At 43.8% G+C, this 24239-nt stretch carries 12 protein-coding genes; 4 read left to right on the top strand and 8 right to left on the bottom strand.

The annotated features are described in order from the left end of the window. Positions 1 to 2: 2 nt before the first annotated feature. From HKI82_RS16220 to nirB, 5 genes are all read right to left on the bottom strand, one after another. Positions 3 to 9998, bottom strand: a complete 9996-nt coding sequence (locus HKI82_RS16220; protein WP_171138559.1) for a DUF11 domain-containing protein — start codon at positions 9996 to 9998, stop codon at positions 3 to 5. A gap of 555 nt (positions 9999 to 10553) precedes the next feature. Next, positions 10554 to 11324, bottom strand: a complete 771-nt coding sequence (gene cobA, locus HKI82_RS16215; RefSeq protein ID WP_171138558.1) for a uroporphyrinogen-III C-methyltransferase — start codon at positions 11322 to 11324, stop codon at positions 10554 to 10556. A 131-nt stretch (positions 11325 to 11455) separates the two neighbouring features. Further along, the gene (locus tag HKI82_RS16210; RefSeq protein ID WP_042482916.1) at positions 11456 to 12301 is read right to left on the bottom strand and encodes a formate/nitrite transporter family protein; all 846 of its coding nucleotides are present in this window, start codon (positions 12299 to 12301) and stop codon (positions 11456 to 11458) included. 133 nt (positions 12302 to 12434) lie between these two features. Further along, positions 12435 to 12758 (bottom strand): nitrite reductase small subunit NirD, encoded by a 324-nt coding sequence (nirD, locus tag HKI82_RS16205; RefSeq protein WP_171138557.1) that lies wholly within the window; start codon positions 12756 to 12758, stop codon positions 12435 to 12437. Positions 12759 to 12771: 13 nt separating this feature from the next. Further along, on the bottom strand, positions 12772 to 15336 hold the full coding sequence (nirB, locus tag HKI82_RS16200) for a nitrite reductase large subunit NirB (RefSeq protein ID WP_171138556.1): 2565 nt from the start codon (positions 15334 to 15336) through the stop codon (positions 12772 to 12774). A 325-nt stretch (positions 15337 to 15661) separates the two neighbouring features. Here nirB and ylqF point away from each other — a divergent pair, with 325 nt between their 5' ends. Further along, positions 15662 to 16606, top strand: a complete 945-nt coding sequence (ylqF, locus tag HKI82_RS16195; RefSeq protein WP_042482908.1) for a ribosome biogenesis GTPase YlqF — start codon at positions 15662 to 15664, stop codon at positions 16604 to 16606. 86 nt (positions 16607 to 16692) lie between these two features. Here ylqF and HKI82_RS16190 read toward each other — a convergent pair whose 3' ends face one another. Further along, positions 16693 to 17679 (bottom strand): CobW family GTP-binding protein, encoded by a 987-nt coding sequence (locus HKI82_RS16190; protein WP_171138555.1) that lies wholly within the window; start codon positions 17677 to 17679, stop codon positions 16693 to 16695. Positions 17680 to 18217: 538 nt separating this feature from the next. On the opposite strand from HKI82_RS16190, the gene clcA reads away from it, so the two are divergent. Further along, positions 18218 to 19615, top strand: coding sequence for a H(+)/Cl(-) exchange transporter ClcA (gene clcA, locus HKI82_RS16185; protein ID WP_171138554.1), 1398 nt, complete (start codon positions 18218 to 18220; stop codon positions 19613 to 19615). Between the two features lie 201 nt (positions 19616 to 19816). Beyond that, positions 19817 to 20782 carry a TDT family transporter gene (locus HKI82_RS16180; RefSeq protein WP_102942199.1) on the top strand — a complete coding sequence of 322 codons (966 nt, stop codon included), beginning with the start codon at positions 19817 to 19819 and terminating at the stop codon, positions 20780 to 20782. Here the strand turns inward: HKI82_RS16180 and HKI82_RS16175 are convergent. Then, positions 20779 to 21741, bottom strand: coding sequence for a sensor domain-containing diguanylate cyclase (locus HKI82_RS16175; protein WP_102942269.1), 963 nt, complete (start codon positions 21739 to 21741; stop codon positions 20779 to 20781). The genes HKI82_RS16180 and HKI82_RS16175 overlap by 4 nt on opposite strands. Before the next feature lie 236 nt (positions 21742 to 21977). On the opposite strand from HKI82_RS16175, the gene HKI82_RS16170 reads away from it, so the two are divergent. Further along, positions 21978 to 23567 (top strand): DEAD/DEAH box helicase, encoded by a 1590-nt coding sequence (locus HKI82_RS16170; RefSeq protein WP_171138553.1) that lies wholly within the window; start codon positions 21978 to 21980, stop codon positions 23565 to 23567. 131 nt (positions 23568 to 23698) lie between these two features. Here the strand turns inward: HKI82_RS16170 and HKI82_RS16165 are convergent, their stop codons facing one another. Beyond that, positions 23699 to 24139: a universal stress protein gene (locus HKI82_RS16165; RefSeq protein WP_171138552.1), complete on the bottom strand. Its 441-nt coding sequence runs from the start codon at positions 24137 to 24139 to the stop codon at positions 23699 to 23701. Positions 24140 to 24239: the final 100 nt, after the last annotated feature.

Genomic DNA, 24239 nt, shown 5'->3' with positions numbered 1-24239 from the left:
ACTTACTCATCACTGATGCTCTGTACGCTAAAGTTAAACTTGCTCAGAGCATTTGGTGTGATACGTCTGACCTTAGGATTCTCACTGACAACTTTCATACCCGTCGGCAGTGAATCTGTATCCAGTTTGACAAGAAACTGCTGACCTTTCTTATTCAGTACCCATTGATCTGGCACGTGATAACGACCATATTGATCTGTCTCTATCACAATGCCCTCGACAGTTAGCAGCTTAACTCCCGGAATACCTTCTTCATAAATCCCCATATTTTCGATGACGATTTCTCGCAAATATTGATTACCAAATTGGTAGACATTACGAGTGATTTGAAGATTCTCAGCCGTTAAACTCTGTGACTTATTGCCTGAATGTTCAGTGGTAAATGAATCATCTTCATGCGCGATGATGTGAGTCCCGTCTTTTGTTTTGACGGTGAAAGCGAAGGAATCAACCGTCTTGGAAATAAACTGTATGGTCGCCTTGTGGCTACCAGATAGCGTTCGATTTCGAGACTGACCAATCAGCTTATGAATCACAATGTTATTGCCATTAATAGAAACGTCTTTCTTCTTCTCCCCTTCGACTTTTAGCGTCGCAGAGCCAGTAACAATAAGAGAAGGATCAATATCAATCGAGACCTCGATATCATAAGCCGTTGCACTTGCTTGATAGCCATCACCATTATTATCTTCAAATACTTTTCCGATTATTGATGCAGTATCAAAAAGCTTATCTGGTGTCACTTCAACGGTAGCGCTACTCATGTTTGACTTAATTTCTAGCGCTCCGCTCGTCATTCCTTCCGCTGGCGTCATGGCATAAGCCGTATTGGTATAGTTACCAAAGGTTGCGCCGACAGTAACGCGCATCAAGTAACGAATACGAATCTTCTCTTGAACAGTAGAACCACTCGAACCATACGCCAGCATGTCACCCACACTGAACGACATCACATTCGCTAGCGTTGGTTCATTGGTGTTGAATACATCATCAGCAGTATCAAATTCCCCGTCAGGGCCACTATTCGTGATCTCAGCAGAACCTTCAACATATTGGAAACCAGAAGGATATCGATCAGTCAGATGAACGTTTTTGAATTCTGACTCGTTGTTATTGACAATAGTGACTTCGTATTCAACGACATCCCCAACCTGAGCGGTCTGTTGCAGTGCTTTCTTGGTGACAACCAACTCACCTTCGTTATCAGAGTATTTTTTAACATGCACAGTGACACTCGCTTGCTCGGTGTCACCTCCAATCGTTGTAGCACTAAACGTATTGGTGATGTCATCATCCAGTCCTTTACCGATTTGGCCGACAATAGTCACCCATATAATATTCCCCTCATAAGCCTTGAGAGTGTAGGTATAGTCAAGGTCAACCGAGTTTTGAGTATCCAGTACAGTAGTAGTTGAAGTAGCTGTATCGTACTCACTAATTGTGGTCTTCCACTCTGTAAACAGTGGGCTTCCGTTCACTCCTTGGAGCTTTGATATTTCATCAACCAGATGAACATTCAGTGCATCAGAAGAGCCTCGGTTAGTCACTGCAAGAGTGTAGGTAATCTGATCATCATCGTTAGTGTATTCGGCTTTATCAGCAACTTTTGTCGCAATAAGAACCACACCACCCGGCCTCAAAGTAACTGTAGACTCTGACGTTGATCTACCGTCATCCATAGTTGCGGTATTGGTGATTACCCCTAATGCCATAGGATTGACGATACCCTTAACAATAAAGTCGACTGTTGCGCTTGGAGCTAGATTTACTGTAACGTCGAGATCATCCCCTAGCGGTAAAGGATCGACTGTCGTCGTATTGTATTTATCATTTTTGATTTCATAGTTGATATCCCACGACGTCAGTGCCGGAACCGTATTCCCCAACAAGTTAACGACAGTCAAGTCACTAATGATGTCGGTAATCTTGATGCTCTGAGCGAAACTTTGTGCGTTATTGACTAACGTAATATGAAATTCGGTCTCTTCATCCGTTTTGTACTCTCCTTCCTGAGAGCCATCCGCTAACGTTTTAATAAAGCTGATATCCTGCTCAAACGGTTTTAACTGTGCCGATGCAGTTTGGGTCTTACCGTCGAATATCATTGTCGCCGTGTTAGTGATCACTCCAACAGCCTTTTGATTCACTGTGCCATGCACTTTAAAAGTGACCGTGTCTAAAGGGGCAAGATCAATGTTGTACTTAATATCTTCGTTCAATGAGGCTCGAGAGGTTATGACCGTGTTCGAGTTACTGTTCTCAATATCCAGTACCCAGTAACTGAATGCCGCTTCTGTTGTACCGTCGATGGTATCGACGGTTAAACCAGAGATAAGGTCTTCAACCTGAATGTTGTCTGCAAATCCATTTGTTTCATTAACAACGGTAATGACAAAGTCAGAAACCTCGCCCGGAACATAATTCTCCACCGGTGCAACTTTCGTCAGTTTCACTTCTGGAATGACTGGCTCGCTGACCGCTTCGGCAGTCTGAGTAGCACCGTCCAATTCAACTGTGACTGTATTTTTCACTTGACCATGAATTGTTGAATCGAGCGTTCCGCGAACAGTGATGGTCAAGGTGTCATTAGGTGCAATCTCTATGCTTCCATCAATATCGCCCGAATTTACTACAGGGATAGTCGTAGCACCTGTCGATGACGTTGCATTTATTGCGATAGAATCAGGGTTAAACGCAGAAACCGTATAGCCGTCGATCGTCGTCGTTTCGATGGAAGAAAGCATATCCGTGATATGAACATCCTTAGCCCAAGCCCCTGTGGTGTTGGCGACGACTATGGTGTAAGTCAAGGTATCGCCAGCTTCATATAGCGGTTTATCCACGGTTTTCGTTACCGTTAAATTCGCCTTTTCAGGTGTATAAGTCGCTTGTGCTGTACGACTGTTACCCTCTTCATCTGACACAACAACGGTATTCGTAATATCTCCCATTGCCTTATCATTCACGACACCTTCAAAATGCATCACGACCGAGTGAGACGGCGCAATATTGTAGTTAACAGAATAACCATTCGCACCAGTGACTTCGCTCCCGGAGATTTGCTGACTGAGGGTAGGCTCCACGCCCGTGACACTGACGTTTGTTATTGTCCACTGTTCGAATACTTGGCCTTCACGAGCCTGACCAGCGAAATCCGTTTTGATGTCCGCAGACAAATCAGAAATATTGACGTTGGTCAGATAGCCCAAACCACTGTTTTTAACTTCAACATCAAAACCAATAGTCTCACCAGGAACATAAGTAGCGGGTGTTTTTGAAGCGACTTTCGACAGTTCGAGGACACCGTTTTCAGGCGAGACGTCAACACGATAGCTATTAGACTCTGTTAGCGTCGCAACAGTAGCAATATTATGGAAAGCTCCTACAGCATCTTTGCGGATGTTACCTGTAATAGTAATGGCTACGTGTGTTTCAACACCACTGTGTTCTCCTGCTAACTCAATTTCCACATCATTAATATCAATGTTAGTGCCTGACTCTAAGGCGGTTAAACCAGAGATATCTGTCACTGTTGGAGAAGAGTCGGCCAGCACTTGAGACTTAATGCTCCAATTTTCTAACGCTGGCTTGGAAGAACCATCCGCTGTTTCTACAAGGAAATCAGAAACAATATCCGTAACATAGACAAAACTGTTTTTCTGCCCTTTGTTCACCACATGGATGGTGTAATTTATCGTTTGACCGGGAATGTAAGTGTTAATGTCCGTTTCTTTTGTCGCCAATATTTGGGCAATACCTGGGTCAAGAACAATAGTATTGGTATTGTTACCATTAATTGTTGCGACATTAGATATCGTGCCGGTGGCACTATTAGAAACAGTAGCGGTGATTTCAAATACCACTGTATCCCCAGCCATCAAATCAAACTTAGCGTCCAAATCTCCGACTCCCGAATATTGACCCGAGATAGAGAAACGTGAGCTGTCTGGCTGTTCCACGATACGAACGCTGCTGGAAGAAAATGCAATACCGCTATCTGAGGTCGCAATTGAATTAACCAGATCCTGAATCACGACATCATTCGCAGTACCCTCACCCTCGTTCGTTATGTGAATTTGGTATACAACTTGGCCATCAGGGTTATACAGACAACCAGAACCAGAGTTTGAAGGAAACGAACACGCATTCCCGTCTGCGGTGGTATTCGTTACCAATTTCTCATACGTTAAACTTGCGTCGTGGGGTGGAATAGCATCGGTCGTTACTGTGTTATCCCCGCCTGTCGCACTGTTTGCATCGACAACGCCTACAGCATCTTCACGAATTTTACCTGTGATGGTAAACGTAATAGTCTCATTGGGTGCAATATCCAAACCGTCCGATGCCGCAATATTCAAATCACCATTGGCTTCGTAACTTAACGGTTTGGTATCAACAACACTGTTTAATCCCGTTGATACAACATGACTAATATTTGTATCAATCAATGCTGATTCGGTTTTTCCACCGATCACTTCAACTTTAATATTAGAAATCAAGTCTTTAATGACTGTGTTGTCGTACCAAACAGGCTCTGTATTTTCGACCACAAACCGATATTCAATGCTGTCGCCCGGTTTATATTTATCACCGCTGGTGTAGTTGTTACCACCAAGAGAAACAATCTCTTTAGTGACATTCAATAATGCAGCGTCTGGGGTAATATTTGCCCGTGGAAGATTACTACCACCGTATGTTGGCGTTATATCTATGGCATCTATAGCGTCTTCGCGAATCTTTGATTCCATGACAAATTCTATGTAACCACCCGGAGCTATTGATACATGAGGGATATCAATATCGACATTGTTTCCTCGGGTAAAACCGCCAATAGAGGTCATAGGCTCACCAGAAGTGTTTGCCGTAATCAACCATCCTTTAGGTAGGTATGCCGGAGCCTTATCACTGTCTCCAGCACTATCAGATTTTTGCGCTAAGCGAACTTGCAACTCTGAGAATTTTTCAATCAGGGCTTTGCCATACTCAAGTCCATTACCGTTATTATCGATTCGAAGGTGATAAGCCACTTGTTGATCATCTGTCTGATGATTGTAAGTTTTCTTAACGGTAGCTAGAGACGTATCGGTAAAAGCTCTGTGCGCTTTTACTAAATTTGGCGGCAACATTGTTGAACGATCAGAAGAAGCCTGATAACGACCATTGACTAATACGGTGTTCTTAAACTCACCAACTGCATTTTCGACAATATGAGCTTTAACCGTGTACTTAATATAAGAACCATAGTTAGCAGCAGCTAAATCAAATGTGGTATCGATGTTGGTGTTATTTGAAATGTTTCCTGCATCAGTGATACCACTAGAATCGACTTCTGATGAAACTGTCCAGCTATCAAAAGCTGGGCAACTATAAGTTGTGCCAGTCGTGATGTTGTAACAAGAAGTCATGACCCCTTGGATATCATCAAGCACGGCAATATCGTTGAGATGGACTTCGTTTTCATTGCCAATAGCAATTTCGTATTCGATATAGCCATCCGGCTTATACCCTTCTAAACCTAGTGAAGTTGTACCATCTGTGTCGTAATAGGCTTTAATCGCTTTGCTATAGTTAAATTTATTGGCATCAGGCGTAAGAGAAGAGCTGACTCTATCGCCGTTCACAGAAAGAACGTTGGTAATTTCGCCGATGGCGTTAGGGTTTATCGTAGCAGTAACCACATAGTCAATCGTCGCTCCCATTGGTATTGAAGCTAACGTATTGATATCTTGATTATCTGCATAGTCTCCAACTTGAGCATTACCGCCTGGTAAAGAAGGATCAAGTGTCACTTGCGGCGCAATAGTCCAAGAGGTATAAGCTGGTCCAGTTGAGCCATCAACCAAGCTAACTTGTACCTTTGATAACTCATCTACCACAGGAATGTTGTAGGCGTTAGCCAACCCGTTATTGGTAATATGTAAATGGTAAGTCGCTGTTTTTCCTGGGTGATAGTTCACTTCGTCAGTGGTTTTGTAAAAATCCAGATGATAATCATTGGGTTTAACCGTAATGCCACCGATAGCAATACTGCCAACAGCATCATCACGTACAGTTCCTTTGACGGTATATAAAACGTAATCCCCACCTGCAACATCAATGTAGGTATCAATATTTTGGTTGTCCTCAACAACCCCTTCAGATTCGCCAGTCGTCGTACCATTGCTACCATTGCTATCATCTTTCACAACATCTACAGAAAAAGCATTTTTAAACGGATTTGCCGATGTACCATCCATCAACAAAACATCTACTCCAAGAATATCTTCAGCAACATGACGGTTGTTCAAATACCCTGTATTGGAATAAATTTTCACCGTATAGGTCAGTTCATCACCTGGGGAGTAATATTTGCTAGGTACACCGTTTACCAATAGCTGTCGTTGTGTACCGGCGCCAGTAGATGCCAATCGATTTTCATGGTGGGAAACATGATTCAGTGACGATACTTCACCAAAGTCGCGATAAACATACGCATCATTCTTAAGCACTTGACTGACATAGTTGTCTTTCACCAACGCTTTAATCTGGAATTCTATTGTTGATTGAGGAGCTAGCGACAGTACATCTGTAGAGTCTGCTGCTGGATAAATGAAATCTTCTGTGGTTTCAGGGCCAAAGCTAGCGTCACCAGGTAATTTGAACTGCCAGTGTACAAATGGGGACTGATCCAGATAATCTGAAACGTTATCCATTTTGCCATCATTTATTCCACTATCATTGTTGTCATTGGCAAGCACAGACTTTATCTCTGACATCAGGTCAACAACTGTCAGATTGTTCGCAATGGTATTAGTACTGTTGTTAATCAAGGTAATGGTATAGGTAATATACCCGCCGGGAGCGACTTGTATTTTATCTGAGGTTTTTATAATAGAAACATTAAGTTGATCGGCATCACCATCTTTACCAATTTCAGCGGTTGATGAATGATTAGTGTTTGTTGCAGGATCGTGAATGTTCGCTGTATTAGAGATGTCCTGTTTCTCATAATCAGCTCTCACAATACCTTTAACCGTGTATTTAACGTAACCCATACCATTCCATTTACCGGAATCAGACTTAGGATCGATATCCACTTTTGAGGCTATATTGCCACCATCAGGCCAAGTGGACTTTTCGTCAGCGTAACTCCCGCTACTTATGTGATCATCCGTAGTTGCTTCTATAGTCCAGCCAGGTTCGAATACACCTAATCCATTAATATCATCCGAAACATCTACATCATTGGCATAACCAGAACCTTTGTTAAATACAAAAATGTCGAAAGAAACTTCACTCCCCAGTTGAAAAATATCATTTGGAGTTAATTTCAGTACTTGCACATCAGGAGTTTCGGGTTGAACCGCCGCACCATCACTAAGGGTTTGTCCGTTGTCCGGTGAGTACACCGTGGCAGTATTAGTGAAACTGCCCCATACAATTTTGCTACTCGATGAGCGATCAATTTGTCCCACAATGGTGTATATAACTCGTACATTAGGTGGGATCTGTGCAGTAGTATCAAGGTCTGTATTGTCAGAAAATGTTCCTACATCAGTGGCATTCAACAGTTGCTTCTGGTCATCGGCGCTTAACCCCGAAATATCCATAACTTGCTTAGTAGAGCTAATGGTCCAGGAACTGAACACTGGCATTGTTGTATTGTCTGGTTCCAACATATCAGCTTCAATCGCACTGATAGGGTCTTTTATCTCCACATCGGTAGCAAAGCCGTTAGTGTTATCATTTTCAACAACTATCTGATAGGTAACAACATTACTTTGCTTGGAGTAATGACTGTAAAGGGATTGAAAAGAAGATTCATCATCAACTTTGACTGACTTGTTCATTGCAAGCGAGAACTCTTTAGGAACAGATCCCCTATCAGCTATCGCTTTGCCGTCTACAGTCACTATGTTGCTGATCTTACTATTTGCGGTCGGTGCAACATGAACTTTGATCGTGTAAGTAACAACTGTATGAGGAGGAATCGTAGCTTGAACATCTAAAATGTCTGGTGAGGTGACCGTCCCATCTACTCCACTAATATCTTTTCCATAGTCGGCGGTAATTTCCCATGAAGAGAAAGCGGGAATAGAGTTGCCATAAACATCCGTCACCATTATAGAAGTAAGGTCGTCAACGACGGGGACCATATTCGCAATAGCATCACTAGTGTTAGTAACTTTAATGGTGTACGTCATCTCCTGACCAGCAGAGTATTTTGAGGTGTCGACATCTTTCGTCACTGATAAAGCGTTGGCAGGCATCTCAATACCAGTGCCACTTTCTACTACATCATCAGCACAACTCGTATCATCAAGAATCAGGCCAATACTACTGTCCGTTGTTGTTGCAGTAAGTTTATATTCCACTTTTTTACCCGGAGCTATGTCCGGAGAAATTGTTAAATCGCCAGTTTTAGTCGTACCATAATCAAACTTACCTACATCTGTACCCTCACTGTCTGAGCCATTAACAACCTCCAGCTTCCAAGACTTAAAAGCTGCACCATTACCGTGCCCAGCCGCTTGCTCAGTTTGAATACAAGACAACTTATCGACAATGATAAGGTTATTAGCAAAGTACTTATCGGATGAGTTCTCAACGATAATGCTATATTCAATGCTTTTACCTGGACTATATTGTGGCTGAGACGTTATTTTACTTATATGAATTTCTGGGTCGCCGACTTGTAATACTCGTTCCGTCCCAATCGGCGTCGAAATCGTATTCGCCGCTGACGCCAATAAGCCTTGATCATTGATGACTTTCGCAGTTAAGTTTTTGATGTCGCCAATAGCAACTGGAGAGATGGCAGCAGTAATCAGATAATCAATCGTTTCACCCGGATAAACAGAAACTACATCATCAAGAGAATCATCCGTCACCGTGCTGCTACCCAACTTAGAAACCGAGTTGTCCCCAATACTATCTATAGCAATTGACCACGTTTTATAAGGATGCCCACTGATATCGGTATGATCGAAGGTGACCTTGGAATCAACTAAGTCATTCCCTAAGGTCGTCAAAATATCTCTGATATTATGCTGAACCCTAAAATTATGAACGATACCTTCCCCAGTATTTTCTACCGCCAGATGAAGTTTCATCTCACCATTGACTAAATAAGGAGAACTGTTCACAAACTCATGTCTGATGATCTCTAACGTGCCAGCCTTCGGAGGCGTAGTTAATTCATCACTTGCAACAATTCCATCTTTAGTTTGTGAAGTAGCGGAGACAACAATGTCTCCGGCTAGTCGCTCCGTTAGAGTGGCTTGCATTGTATATGTGAGCTTGCCACCCACAGCAATGCTTGCGCCAGTGACCTTTAAATCCCCAAGAGGTTCAAAGGTACCGACATCACTTTCAGTACCTTCTTTTACGGCACTGTTGACGATCTTAGTGAAAGGCGCGGTATTGGTTCCATCAATATTTTCAACCAATAACGTGCTAAATATCTGCTCGATATCGAGATTTTGAACTCGGTAGGCACCTATGTTTTCTGCTACTAATGTGTATGTCAGAAGACCAGATACTGGGTACTCACTCGTATCTGAAGATAGGGTTAAAGAGTACTTATAAGGGACCGGAGTAACCGTAACCAACTCCGAAGTCACAGCATCTGGGCTGGTACTAGCAAGAGCTGAAGCCTGAATGATAATGTCTGCGGTTGTGTCATTTGCAACCAAAGCTTGAACTACATATTTAATGTGTCCACCAGCGTGGATTCTTGCGTCAGTTACTTGCAAATTGCCGCTTGAGCTAAAATCTCCGCTCTCAGATAAAAAACTGGATGAGGCACTTATCTGTGTTATGGAATAGGCAGAGAAATCTGCAGAAACCGATGAAACATCAATAACACTATCGGTCAAGTTAGACACCGTCACTGTATAAGTAACAAAACCATTATTTTCATAAACCGATTTATCAGCCTCTAATTGCACCGATATATCAGCAGCAATAACGTCAAAAGAAAATAATGTTAAGATTAATAAAGTAAAATAATATCTCATCCGGATATTTAAACTCTGGTTAATAAAGAATTTCTAATGGTGGGAGAATTTATCATTAACTAGGTCTTCAATTCGTATGGACATGTCAATGCGAATGAAATTAAGGCAATTCCTACAAGCGATTTCACAGCCACCTACAGGTGTTGTTTTCGAAACCCGCAAAAAAAACGTGACCAAGCTATATCACGCTCAGCTTTGTCTAAACTATAGCTCAGACTTAAGTACAAAAATTCATACAAAACAATTAATTGAAAAATAGTGTAACAAGTCGTATATCATCTAAGTTTCACACTCATTTGAACTAATTCTCAGATTTATTAGGAAACAAATAATCAACAGGCATAAAAGCTATGGAAGTACGCCACGATTTTAGTGCGCAAATAAGTTTTACTACTTTATGAAATGTGAACTAAATAGACGGGAAAATAATGCAAAATGCTAGGTATTGATACCTGTAAGAAATTAGCGAGCTTTCTTACAGGTAAAAGTGAAACTATTAACCAAAAGTGTCGAGAATATATAGATTTCTCTGGATATAAAACACTAAAGTTTTATTTATTTGTTAAACCAATCCAATTTGTTGTGCAGCTCAGTAACGCTCCCGACCACAATCAGAGCTGGGCTTTGTGCTTGTTCCGCGAGCAGTGCCAGTTCGCTTAACTTACCTTGGAATACACGCTGCTCTGGTCGTGTACCGTTTTCAATAATTGCACACGATATCTGTGGATCTAAGCCATGAGCAATCAGGTTATCCATGATGTGACCGCTTTGCTTCAAACCCATGTAGAACACAAGTGTGTTATTTGATTGCGCCAGAGATTGCCATTCAATTTCACGGCCGTCTTTTTGCACATGACCAGTAATGAACTGAACACTTTGCGCATGGTCTCTGTGAGTGAGCGGAATTCCTGCATAAGCGGTTGCGCCAGCCGCTGCGGTAATGCCCGGAACCACCTCATAGGCAATGCCATATTCAGCAAGCTCTTCTAACTCTTCACCGCCACGACCAAAGATAAACGAGTCACCGCCCTTTAAACGCACAACACGCTTACCTTCTTGTGCTTTCTGCACCAGAATCTGATTAATTTGATCTTGAGGCACACAGTGATAGTCGAGCTTTTTGCCAACATAGATTAGCTCTGCACTTTCATCTGCTAAGGCTAGGATTTGCTCTGATACCAAACGGTCATACACGACAACTTCCGCCTGTTGAATGACTCGATATCCTTTCACGGCCAACAAATCTGGGTCACCTGGCCCTGCACCGACAAGAGAGACAAAACCCGTTTTTAAATCAAGGTTGTTCACAGTGATATCTGTATTCATAGCAACGCCTGCCGTTTCAAATTTGGATATAAGAAGAAGTACTCGTCGGTTATGCAAGTCACTGCTTTTTATAGCCAAAACTATTCAGACTTAATAAGGCTCCATCACCTGCATGATGGAGCCTTAATTGATTATTTGCTTAGTGCTACTTCAGCGTTTACTTCAGTTTCTGCACTTAACGCTGGCGCTGTTTTCGCGTGAGTTAGGTATAGAGGGATACAAGTAAATACTAGACCGCCCACGATGTTGCCAAGAATGGTTGGGATTAGGTTGAAGTTCAACCAAGTTGCCACGCCAAAATCTGCGCCTAGCATCATACCTAGCGGGAATAGGAACATGTTTACTACTGCGTGTTCAAATACCAATGCGAAGAAGATGAAGATTGGAAGCCACATTGCTGCGATTTTGCCAGCCACAGAACGAGCAGTCATATTACCGATGACACCTAGACACACCATTAGGTTACATAGAATGCCGCGCACAAAACAGGTAATCCAACCATCAGCACCTAGGTTTTCAAAACCCACAGTACGAGCCGTTGCAACAGCAATAAATTTTTGACCAACGGCATTTGGCTCAACGCTAAAGTTCATAGTTAAAGAGAGTGCGATCAAACCAGCCACGATCAGTGAACCAACAAGGTTACCGAAACCAACAAGCCCCCAACAACGAAGCACTCGACCCCAAGTGATACCCGGACGATTTTCAAATTTAGCCAGTGGCGCAATGCCAAACACACCAGTAACTAGGTCATAACCCATTAAGCTTAGAATACAAAAGCCAACAGGGAACACGAGTGCGCCAACAACGCCCATGCCTGTTTGAACTATAGTCGTAATCGCCACTACTACGGCTAACGACAAAATCACACCAGCCATCATTCCGCGCAATACTAGATCACGAGTGCTGGTTTTCACTTTTGCCTCACCAATGTCGATCATGGTTTGGACAAACTCTACAGGTTTTAATGCAGACATGTGGATCTCCTAAAATGTAAAAATAAAAATGTGTAAAACGGAAGATTAAATAGAGAAAGGCTTTCAAATTCGTTCTCGACTAAAGCCTTTGCCTATTGAATCTGCCCCTCCCATTGAGAGGGGCATCAATCAGTTAGGCTGCGATTTCAACTTCGCCTTTGGTGACTCGCGCTTGGTAAGACTTCACGCTAAAACGTTCATCTTCCATGCATTTACCTGTCGCCAAATTGAAGCGCTGCTTTTTCAGTGGGCTTGCTACCCAAAGCTCGCCTTTGTGCTGACAAATCAAACCGCGAGACAGCACGTTCGATTGGTAAAACGGATCTGTGTTGCTGATAGCAAACACTTCTTCCGCATCAGTAGGACGAAATACCGCTACTTGCTCACCGTTCACCAGCGCACAAACGCCAGTACCTGGAATGATGTCGCTGATTTGGCAAATTTTTTCAAATGACATATCTAACCTTCCCTTATGCTTCTGTCGCAGCTACGTGCAAAATGTCGCCTTTCGCTTCAGGATGTTTTTCCGTGAACGTTGCTGGGCGGTGTTGTGCTCGCTCAGATACAAACACGACGTTTTCATCACGTTTGTCTGAGTTAATGAAATGAGCAAAACGAGTCAGTTGTGATTCGTCATTGATGGTCGCACTCCATTCACACTCATACTCATCCACTAACTTCGCTAAGTCAGCTTCAAGTTGAGCATTAATGCCTAGCTTGTCTTCAACAATCACTTTACGCAGGTAGTCCACACCACCTTCCATGTTATCTAACCAAACCGATGTGCGTTGCAGTGGCGCAGCAGTACGGATGTAGAACATCATGAAACGGTCGATGTATTTGAGCAGTGTTTCTTTGTCTAGATCGCTTGCAAGAAGATCCGCATGGCGAGGCTTCATACCACCGTTACCACACACGTACATGTTCCAGCCTGCATCTGTTGCGATAATGCCTAAGTCTTTACCTTGAGCTTCCGCACATTCACGAGTACAGCCAGATACACCAAACTTCATCTTGTGAGGAGTACGAATGCCTTTGTAGCGGTTTTCAATCAATGAACCTAAACCAACAGAATCCTGAACACCGTAACGACACCAAGTAGAACCCACACAAGTCTTCGCCATACGCAGTGCTTTGGCATACGCTTGACCAGTTTCAAAACCAGCGTTAATCAGCTTGCGCCAGATTTCAGGTAAATCATCTTTTTGCGCGCCAAACAGACCAATACGTTGAGCACCAGTTACTTTGGTGTATAGCTTGTACTCTTCAGCTACCGCAGCCAGAGCGCCTAACGCTTGTGGTGTTACTTCACCACCCGCCATACGCGGAATAACAGAGTAAGTACCGTCTTTCTGGATATTGCCTAGGAAGTTGTCATTGGTGTCATGCAGTTTCACTAACTGAGGTTTCAGAATATGTTCACCCCAGCATGAAGCCAAAATAGAACCTGCCAGCGGTTTACACACTTCACAGCCGTAACCTTTGCCGTATTTTGCTAGTAGCTCATCGAAAGTTTTGATCTCTTCAATTCGGATAAGATGGAATAGCTCTTGGCGAGAGTAAGCAAAGTGCTCACACACATCGCTTTTCACTTCGATACCAGACTTAGCAAGTTCCGCATTCAAAACAGATGTCACTAATGGAACACAACCACCACAGCCTGTACCCGCTCCTGTTACCGCTTTGATATCTGCAAGAGTATGATGACCATCAGCAACCGCTTGTGCGATCTTGCCTTTAGTCACATCAAAACATGAACAGATCACTGCGCTTTCAGGCAGCGCATCGGCACCAAGAGCCGGTTTTTCTGCACCGGCATGCGCAGGCAGAATCAGTGCGTCTGGATGTTCAGGAAGGTCAATTTCATTGAGCATTAACTGAAGCAGATCACCGTAGTCAGAGGTATCTCCCACAAGCACTGCGCCAAGCAGTTTCTTATTGTCATTCGATACAATCAGACGTTTGTAAACTTCTTGCTCTTCGTTTTGGTAAACGTAGCTCTTACAACCTTCCGTACGACCATTCGCATCACCGATTGAACCCACTTTCACGCCAAGCAATTTCAGTTTTGCAGACATGTCTGCTCCTTCGAATTTGCTTTCCGTTTTACCAAGCAGGTGGTCAACGGCGACTGTTGCCATCTTGTAGCCCGGAGCCACAAGACCAAAGAACATTTGGTTCCAAGAAGCACATTCACCAATCGCGTAAATGTTCTCATCTGAGGTTTGACAGTGGTCATTAATCGCTACACCACCACGAGGCGCGATATCCAGATTCATTTGACGCGCAAGTTTGTCCTGAGGGCGAATACCCGCAGAGAACACAATGAAGTCGGTTTCTAGCTCTGTACCGTCAGCAAAACGCATCACGTTGCGAGCAGTTGTCCCTTCTGGAACAATCTCAAGCGTGTTTTTGCTGGTGTGAACATTCACGCCCATGCGTTCGATTTTCTGACGTAACTGATTACCACCAGCCAAATCTAATTGTTCTGCCATCAATTTAGGTGCGAACTCCACTACGTGAGTTTGCACACCCAACGCCTTTAGAGCGCCCGCAGCTTCAAGACCTAGCAAGCCGCCACCGATAACAACACCTGACTTACTTTTCTTCGCGCAAGCTTCGATTGCTTTCAAATCTTCAATGGTGCGGTAAACAAAGCAGTCTTTGCTTTCATGACCTTTAATAGGAGGAACAAATGGGAATGAGCCAGTAGCAAGGATCAGCTTGTCGTATTGAATCTCACGACCTGTGCTTGAATACACAACGTGATTTTCACGGTTAACGTTAATTGCACGTTCGCCAAGAAGGATGTTGATGCCGTGCTTTTCATAAAAACCTTCTTTAACTAAAGAAAGCTCATCCGCAGTGTGATGTGAAAAGTACGAGGACAAATGCACACGGTCGTATGCGGCGCGAGGTTCTTCACAGAAAACCGTGATATCCATTTGAGAGACATCGGTTTTCTCGACTAAATCTTCGATGTAACGGTGACCTACCATCCCGTTACCGATAACGACTAGCTTCAACTTGCTCATTGTAATTCCTAAGGGTTAGGTTCTTAACTAAGCGAAGTTTTATTTTTCTGAGTAAATTAATACATGATGTAGGTCAATTGAGTTTTTAAACTACCCTAAAGTGGTATGCGTTTTATCAATAGATTGAGTGGAATTTATTCATTCTCAAGTGTGTTTGATTAAACGACCACATAAGCACTCAGTCAGACCCTGAATGGTGAGTTGGATACATCGAACAATCTCGCGTACAATAGCCGCCATTCAAATTAACCAATGATCATCTGACTTCTTAGATTTGCTGTATAGCAACGCACATTTCAGATGAAGACTAAGGCAATAAATTCAAATGGTTAACAACAATATTCAGTGGTTTCCTGGGCATATGCATAAAGCTCGCAAGGAGATCGAAGAAGTCATCCCACAAGTTGATGTGATCATCGAGGTGTTGGATGCGCGTATTCCTTTCAGTAGTGAAAACCCGATTATTTCGAAACTTCGCAAAGAAAAGCCTTGTGTAAAAGTGCTGAACAAGCGCGATCTGGCTGATCCTGAAATGACTCAGCTTTGGATTGAGCACTTAGAGAAAGAACAAGGTGTAAAGGCGATTGCCATTACCACTTCTAACCAGAATGAAGTGATGCAAATCATGGAGTTATGCCGCAAGTTAGCGCCAAACCGCGAAGCTTTGGGCAAGAACGTTCGCACCATGATCATGGGTATTCCAAACGTTGGTAAGTCAACCATTATCAACTGTTTAGCGGGTCGTGCGATTGCTCAGACGGGCAACCAGCCTGCGGTTACTCGCCGTCAGCAACGTATCAACCTACAAAATGGTATTGTGCTTTCCGATACGCCGGGGATCTTATGGCCGAAAGTGGAAAACCCGCACAGTGGTTTCCGTTTAGCGGCAACAGGCGCTATCAAAGATACGGCAATGGAATATGAGGAAGTGGCATTCTATACCGTAGAATACCTCGCAGAGCGTTACCCAGACCTATTGAAAGCACGTTACAACATCGACGAATCACCTGAATCTGATCTTGAGTGGATGGAAGAGATTGGTCGCAAACGTGGTGCGCTGCGTGCCGGTGGTCGTGTTGATTTGCACAAAGCGTCTGAGATTCTTCTGCATGAATTGCGTCAAGGTATTCTGGGGCAAATTACCCTTGAGCACCCTGAGATGATTACTCAGGAGCTGATTGAAGTGGAAATCGAAGAAGCGCGTAAAGCGGAAGAGAAAGCGAAAAACAAAGAAGAGCGCCGTAAGCGCTACCTGCGTAACAAGCGTTAATCTTCTCGTTACAAATATAAAATTAAGGGCGACTGATGTCGCCCTTGTCGTATCCACTGTTTATGACTTCTTCAGCAACTTAGAAGTTACTTGGAAATTCCAGCCAGTTTTAACAGAATGCTTTCCAGCTGATCCCACGGCATTAGCTGAGAATCAATCACTTCAAGTCGCGACTCAAAACCTTCAAGACTCAACTCATTCACGGAAACCACACCATTAGCTGAGTTAAACGCATAGCAGCCACGGTCTGTGTTCACTACCGCTTTTACACGCTCTGCGGTTAAATCGCTGATCACTGAGAAAAGCTCATCGAAGTTAAAACGGTACTCAGCACCAAATAACCAACCACAGCTGTAATAACCCTGCCCTTTGTTCTCTTTACGAGCAAAAGCTTGGTTTGGATTTAACTGAAACTCAGGTTCCATCTCCGCATGGTGATGATGGTGAGATTCAATATGCGACGACGCACCACCGTGGACACGTTCAATATCTAATACTTCAATCGGTAGTTGACCGCGTGTGACCAGTTTATGAAACACTTTTGCTGGCGTTTGGTCCGTTACCCAGTCGTTGAATACATCGATATCATGAGCGGTACACTCATCCACCTTGTTGCCAATGATCACATCTGCCGTTTGCAATTGGTCGTTGAAATTTTGGTTGCTGGTGTATTTTTCATTACTCAAGTTTCGCGGATCAACCAGACCAATCGTCGCTTTAAGGTCAACATACGGCGTGTATTGGTCAGAAGTTAACGTGGCAATCACTTGTTTAGGATGTCCAAGCCCTGTTGGTTCGATGATCAAACGGTCAGGTTTCTGGCGTAACAAGGCATTAATACCCACAGACATTGGCACGCCTGCCGTACAACACATACAACCACCCGGAACTTCTTTAATCAAAGCCCCTTGGTCAGTCATCATCGCGCCATCAATGCCAATTTCACCGAACTCATTAACAAGTACCGCCCACTTTTCGTTTTCAGGCTTGTTCTTTAGCAGATTCAATATCGTTGTCGTTTTCCCTACCCCGAGGAAACCCGTGATGATATTGGTTGGGACTTTATTCGTCATGGTCATACTCCTTTTGCAAGGAGTATACATAGGAGGTTAAAAGCTTTCTATATGATCACTTTCTACAGTTCAATTGGCTAGGTAAGCGAGGATGCAGAATAAATACAATGAGCAGAAAGCAGACAGTATAAAGGCGCACTGCGGGAGCGCGCCTTATTCCTCGTTACTCAATCGTGAGTGGGCGGATTCTGTCATCTGTAGATAGATGTTATTGAATCAAATACGAGGTCAATCGAATAGAATTTTGATTCCTTCCAAATTGTAAGTAAGGCTCTTTTCACATCCTCCGTAAGAAATATCGATAAACGCCTTACGATTTAAATATGGCTCATATCCCTTGAAATACAAGTTTCCCAGCCAATTTTACTTACAAAATTTTTAGCTAAATCACCTTTTTGAAAAGTGGTAAAAACACATCTGTTTTCTTATCAAAGTCATATATGAAAATCTAATTTGCAACTTTGCAGCTATAGTTGATGGTAATGGTAAGTATAATCTGACATTCCTCACATAACGCCAACCATGAGACCCGTTTTAAATGACCAACAGAGAGAAGTTTACGCACAGTCTTCTAGCAAAAGTTCCAAAAGATGCTATCAACCAATTTCTCTCTAAAGACAAAACGCCCATCTCTGTTCTCTTCCTCTCCCTTGCTGTGGGTATATTGGCTGGCATTGTTGGGACTTACTTTGAAAAAGCCGTTCATTTCGTCTCAGAAACCCGTACAGAATGGCTGAGAAGTGAGATTGGTAATTTACTCCCACTGTGGCTGGCGGCGTTTATTATCAGTGCGGCACTGGCGTTTGTGGGTTACTACCTTGTTCACCGTTTTGCACCTGAAGCGGCAGGCTCTGGTATTCCTGAAATTGAAGGTGCCATGGACGGAATTCGACCTGTTCGTTGGTGGCGAGTGATTCCAGTGAAGTTTTTTGGCGGCATGGGTGCATTGGGTTCAGGTATGGTGCTAGGACGTGAAGGACCAACCGTACAAATGGGCGGCGCTATCGGCCGCATGATTTCAGATGTGTTTCGAGTTAAGAATGAGGACACTCGTCACTCTCTGCTTGCATCAGGTGCAGCGGGTGGTTTGGCAGCGGCGTTTAATGCGCCTCTTGCTGGCATCATGTTTGTTGTAGAGGAAATGCGCCCTCAGTTTCGTTACTCGCTTATCTCTATTCGTGCGGTCATTATTTCTGCGGTATCCGCCAATATCGTGTTCCGTATGATTAATGGTCAGGAAGCCGTTATCACCATGCCGGAATATGATGCGCCTGAACTGAAAGCTCTCGGCTTATTCCTGTTTTTGGGTATGTTATTCGGCATTTTCGGCGTGATATTCAATCGCCTGATCACCTTGTCTCAAGACATCTTCGTACGTATTCACAAGAACCAACGTAAACGCTATTTGATCACTGGCTCATTGCTTGGTGGCTTTTTTGGTTTGACTCTGCTTTATGTTCCTGAACTGACGGGTGGTGGTATCAACTTTATCCCAGACGTCACAAATGGCGGTTATAGCGCTACGATCTTGCTGATGTTGTTTATTGGACGCATCTTTACCACAGTGATCTGTTTTGGTTCAGGTGCTCCGGGCGGCATCTTCGCCCCAATGCTGGCTCTGGGTACACTGTTTGGTTATGCCTTTGGCCTGATCGCGAAAAGCCTGTTCCCTGAGCTGGATATCGAACCGGGCATGTTTGCGATTGCGGGAATGGGCGCTCTGTTTTGTGCCACAGTACGGGCACCGATTACGGGCATCCTGCTGGTTATTGAAATGACGGGGAACTACAACCTGATTCTGCCACTGATCATCACAGGCTTAGGCGCAGTGATATTTGCGCAGATGTTTGGCGGACAACCTATCTACAGTCAGCTTCTAAACCGTACATTGAAGAACGAGAAACTTCGTCAGCAAGATCTGCCGCAGCAGGAGTAAAAAGAGGATTAATATTTAGTCTTCCTCCTAAATGTTATGAATTTGCTACGTATTTTGTGACAATCGCACACATTATTGTCGTACAGAAAGTAGCGAAACTTGTTAATATCGCCACCCAAAAGACAGTGGTAGCGATGTGCCTTATCTCGGACACCAAAACTGCATAACACCACTGTATGGCGATGGAATGCGGAGTTTTCGTTGAACTGGAAAAGGTTTCTTCAAGTACAAGCTGTGCCACCTTCTCAGGCAGCCCTTGCATTAGGCATGATTGGCTTAGGTCAAGCGTGGGCGCTGTATCTGCCAACGTTTGGCCTCGCTGTACGTCCTTATCTGGTTGCGATGGGCGCGATATTGTTGTTGCCAGTTCTGGCAAAGTACCTCACCAGTTACAAAACCTTTATTGCTGATATTAAACACCCGCTTTCTGGCAGCCTTATGGCTCCTATGAGCATGGCATTGTTGATTCTTTGTGATTATCTAGTGGTGATCTCGCCACTGATTGCCTACCCGCTGTGGGCATTAGCGCTCATGCTGCATTTTACGATGATGATATTGTTCTTTGGCTTTCAACTCATGAATTTCAAGATGTCGAACATCGTACCTAGCTGGTTTTTATATCCGGTGGGAATGATCAGTAGCTCGTTGGCGGGAACGCAGTTTGGGCACAACTTGTTTTCAGAAACACTCGTACAAGTTTGTGTCGCTATCTACTTTATTATGTTGCCAGTGGTGCTTTATCGCTTGGTATTCTTTGGCTCGTTGCCACGCAGAGCAAGACCAACTCTGGCTATTATGGCGGCACCGATTAACTTAACTCTCGCCACCTATCTGGTCAATTTTCCTGACCCAGACCCAATACTAACCGGAGCACTGGCGGGTATTGCTATCACCATGACATTGCTGATCTACCTTTGCTATTTACGCTTATTGCAGTTGAAATTTCAGCCTTCGATCGCGGCTGTCACTTTCCCATCCGTGATCAGCGCTATCGCAATGCACAGACTGACCACCTTTTTTGAGTCAGATTTTCCGCACTGGCACTGGTTACACAATTTCGGATTTCTTGAACTCACCATTGCAACCGTATTGGTGATATGGGTTTCAGCCGGTTATATCAAAATGTACTGGCCAGAATTTTTCCCTAAAAAGAGTGGTAACCATTAATTTTCGTCGGCATTGATGTAGGCCACACCGTTTTTGCCGCTGTGTTTTACTTGGTACATTGCCTTATCCGCCAGTTCATACAGCTCTTCGAACGTGTAATTGGAAGTGGTGAACTCACACACGCCAATACTAAAACCGATTTGAGCCGAACCGTTATCCACTTTCATCGGTTCACTGACATTCGTCAGCAACTGATCGATATAACGGCTGATGACTTCTCTCGGGTGATCAACACACAGCACAACAAATTCGTCACCACCTAAGCGCGCAATAATCGACTCGCTCGGAGCGTACTGGTTGAGCCATTCTGCAACCTTTATCAATACTGAGTCACCCGCTTTATGACCCGAGTGATCATTCACTGTTTTGAAGTTATCAAGGTCGATAAATATTAGAGAGGCAGGTTGGTTCAATAAACCGCGACAAATTTCATTGCACTTTTCGACCAGCACTTTACGGTTAAGTAGATTGGTTAAAGGATCTAACGTTGCCAGCCTTGCAAGTTCGAGTTCATATCGCTTCTCTTTAGTGATATCGATGTGAGTACCCATCATTCGCAGCGGTTTACCATCTTGGTCATATTCGACAATCCGGCCCCGATCAGATACCCAACTCGAGCTGCCGTCATTGTGAATCATGCGATGAATCACCTGATAAGTATCGACTTTGCCATTGATGTGGTCTTCGAACGCACCGACGGCCAAATCATAATCATCCGGATGAAGTCGGCTTTTCCAAATCTCGACATTTGCTTCCAGCTCCTGAGGCTGAAAGCCCAGCATCTTGCCCCACTCCATATTAAATATGGTGAGTTTGCCAGTGGGTAAATGATTCTCCCACAAACACAAACCGTTGCCATCGAGCGCGACATTAAGCTTTTCTTCCAAACGTTGGTTTTCACGAGTCAGTTTTTCTACCTGCTGCTCTAGCTGATTAATTCGTTTTAAATAATCGTCCATGAGTTCCAGTACTTGTAGTGCGTCTAACATTTGAAAGCATATAGTTTAGCACCATATCAATAGACTTAAATTATGATTTGCTTGCAAAACGCAACTTCAGTCCATCAATCAAAAGCGCCGAAAAGAAATTATCTGTTGCTACTGTGGGGCTAAAGCCTCAGAATGTCGCACTTTTCGCCATCAAGAATCTTTTCTCTTTGGCGAGTATTAATTAAGTACAAAATTGAGAATTAAATATGGGTTTTACCTCGTTAGGTCTATCTGCTCCAATCCTTAAAGCCATCGAAGAAAAAGGATATACCACTCCTTCACCTATTCAGATGCAGGCGATTCCGGCTGTATTAGAAGGCAAAGATGTAATGGCAGCGGCACAGACTGGTACAGGTAAAACTGCTGGCTTTACTCTGCCTATTTTGGAGCTTCTGTCACGCGGTCCAAAAGTTCGTGGCAATCAGGTTCGTGCTCTGGTCCTCACTCCAACCCGTGAGCTTGCCGCTCAGGTTGAAGACAATGTCAACACTTATGGCAGTCACTTACCTCTGACAAGTGCTGTGGTTTTTGGTGGTGTGAAGATAAACCCACAAATGCTGCGTTTACGTAAAGGCGCAGACGTGCTGGTAGCAACACCGGGCCGTCTGTTGGATCTGTACAACCAAAATGCCGTTAAGTTTAACCAACTGGAAGTTCTGGTTCTTGATGAAGCAGACCGCATGCTTGATATGGGCTTCATTCGAGACATCCGTAAGATCCTTGATTTGTTACCGAAGAAACGCCAGAACTTGCTGTTCTCAGCAACGTTTTCTGACGAAATTCGAGCCTTAGCCAAAACGATGGTCAACAACCCAGTTGAGATATCAGTAAGTCCTGCTAACTCAACAGCAAGAACCGTAGAGCAATGCATTTACCCAGCGGATGTGAAAAAGAAAGCACCGATGCTGGTGAAGCTGATCAAAGATGGTAACTGGCAACAAGTATTGGTTTTCACCAAAACTAAACACGGTGCAAACAAGCTTTCAGCGTTTCTGAATGAGGAAGGGATCAGCTCAGCACCGATTCATGGCAACAAGAGCCAAGGCGCACGTACCAAAGCGTTGGCCGATTTTAAATCTGGTGAAGTTCGCGTTCTAGTTGCAACAGATATTGCTGCTCGTGGTATTGATATCCCTCAGCTACCACAAGTGGTGAACTTTGAACTGCCTAAAGTTGCTGAAGATTATGTGCACCGTATTGGTCGCACAGGTCGTGCTGGCGAAGTGGGTAAAGCGATTACTTTGGTGTCAGCGATTGAAGCACCTGAACTTTTTGCTATTGAGCGTCTTATTCAGCAAGTGCTTCCACGCATGGAACTGCAAGGATTTGCACCAAGCAACAAAGTTCCTGAATCTGTTTTAGATACTCGCCCTATTAAAGCGAAGAAGCCTAAAAAACCGAAAAAGCCAAAAGCGCCTAACGCAGAGGGTAATCCATCGGCTCAAGGGGCTTCAAAAGATGGCAAACCTGCGGCTAAAAACACCTCAAAACCTAAGCGTGCTAAACCAAGTGGTGAAGGACGTCGTGATGGCAATCAACATGGTAAGCCGAAAGCAAATGGCGAGAATAAACATCGCAGCAAGGGATTTGGTGACAAACCAAGTTCGGATAACAAGCCAAATGCCAACAAACCGAGTGGCAACGGTAAACCAAACAGAAATGGTAAACCTGGCTCAAATGGCAAACCAGCGACAAACGGTAAGCCAAGTGCAAACGGCAAACCAAGCGGAAACAGAAAGCCGAATCGCGGTTCAAACCAAAACCGCAATCAAAACAATACTAAGCCATCGGCATAATATCGATTCCTAAAAAAGAGTGTGGTCCCAAAGCCACACTCTTTTTCATTCCGCTTCATTCCGCATCCTTACTCTTCAATCCTGTCTTCTCGTCCTCACCATACCACTTGAGTTGACACTAACTTGAACCGTTACGATTCGATAGGCACAACCAAAATATCAATCGGTGACTTGTTAATCAGATCTCTTGAGTAGGAAACCATATTGCTCCAGAAGTCATGATGATGACCACAGATCAGCAGGTCGTACTCATGTTGCTCGATAACTTTTTTAAGTTTGCTACCCAAACTGCCCGTCCCAACCCAGAAATGCTTGATTGGAAAATCAGGAAACTGTTCTTTGGTATAGTTCTGGAACTTAAGAAGAAGCTCGTTGGCATGCTGGTTGAGCGGCTTTTGCGTTGGGTCCTGTTGAATATCAATTAACTGGGTATAAACCTCACCAACCGCACCATCAACATGGATCAATGAGACATCAGCGTTAAACGTCTCCGCCATTGCGATCGCTTTATTGATCAAAACTTTGTTTTCTTCGGTCAGCTCTAACGCGACCAAAATATGTTGGTATTTCATCACTCTGCCCTCATGCCAATATGACTGTTGAGAGCATAGTCTTTATGCAGAAAAAAGGTGTCACTGAGATCACATGATGAAAAGAACAGTTACCCCTGAA

Source organism: Vibrio plantisponsor (assembly GCF_013041605.1).
Classification (GTDB): domain Bacteria; phylum Pseudomonadota; class Gammaproteobacteria; order Enterobacterales; family Vibrionaceae; genus Vibrio; species Vibrio plantisponsor.
This window is presented reverse-complemented; position numbering and strand designations above follow the sequence as displayed.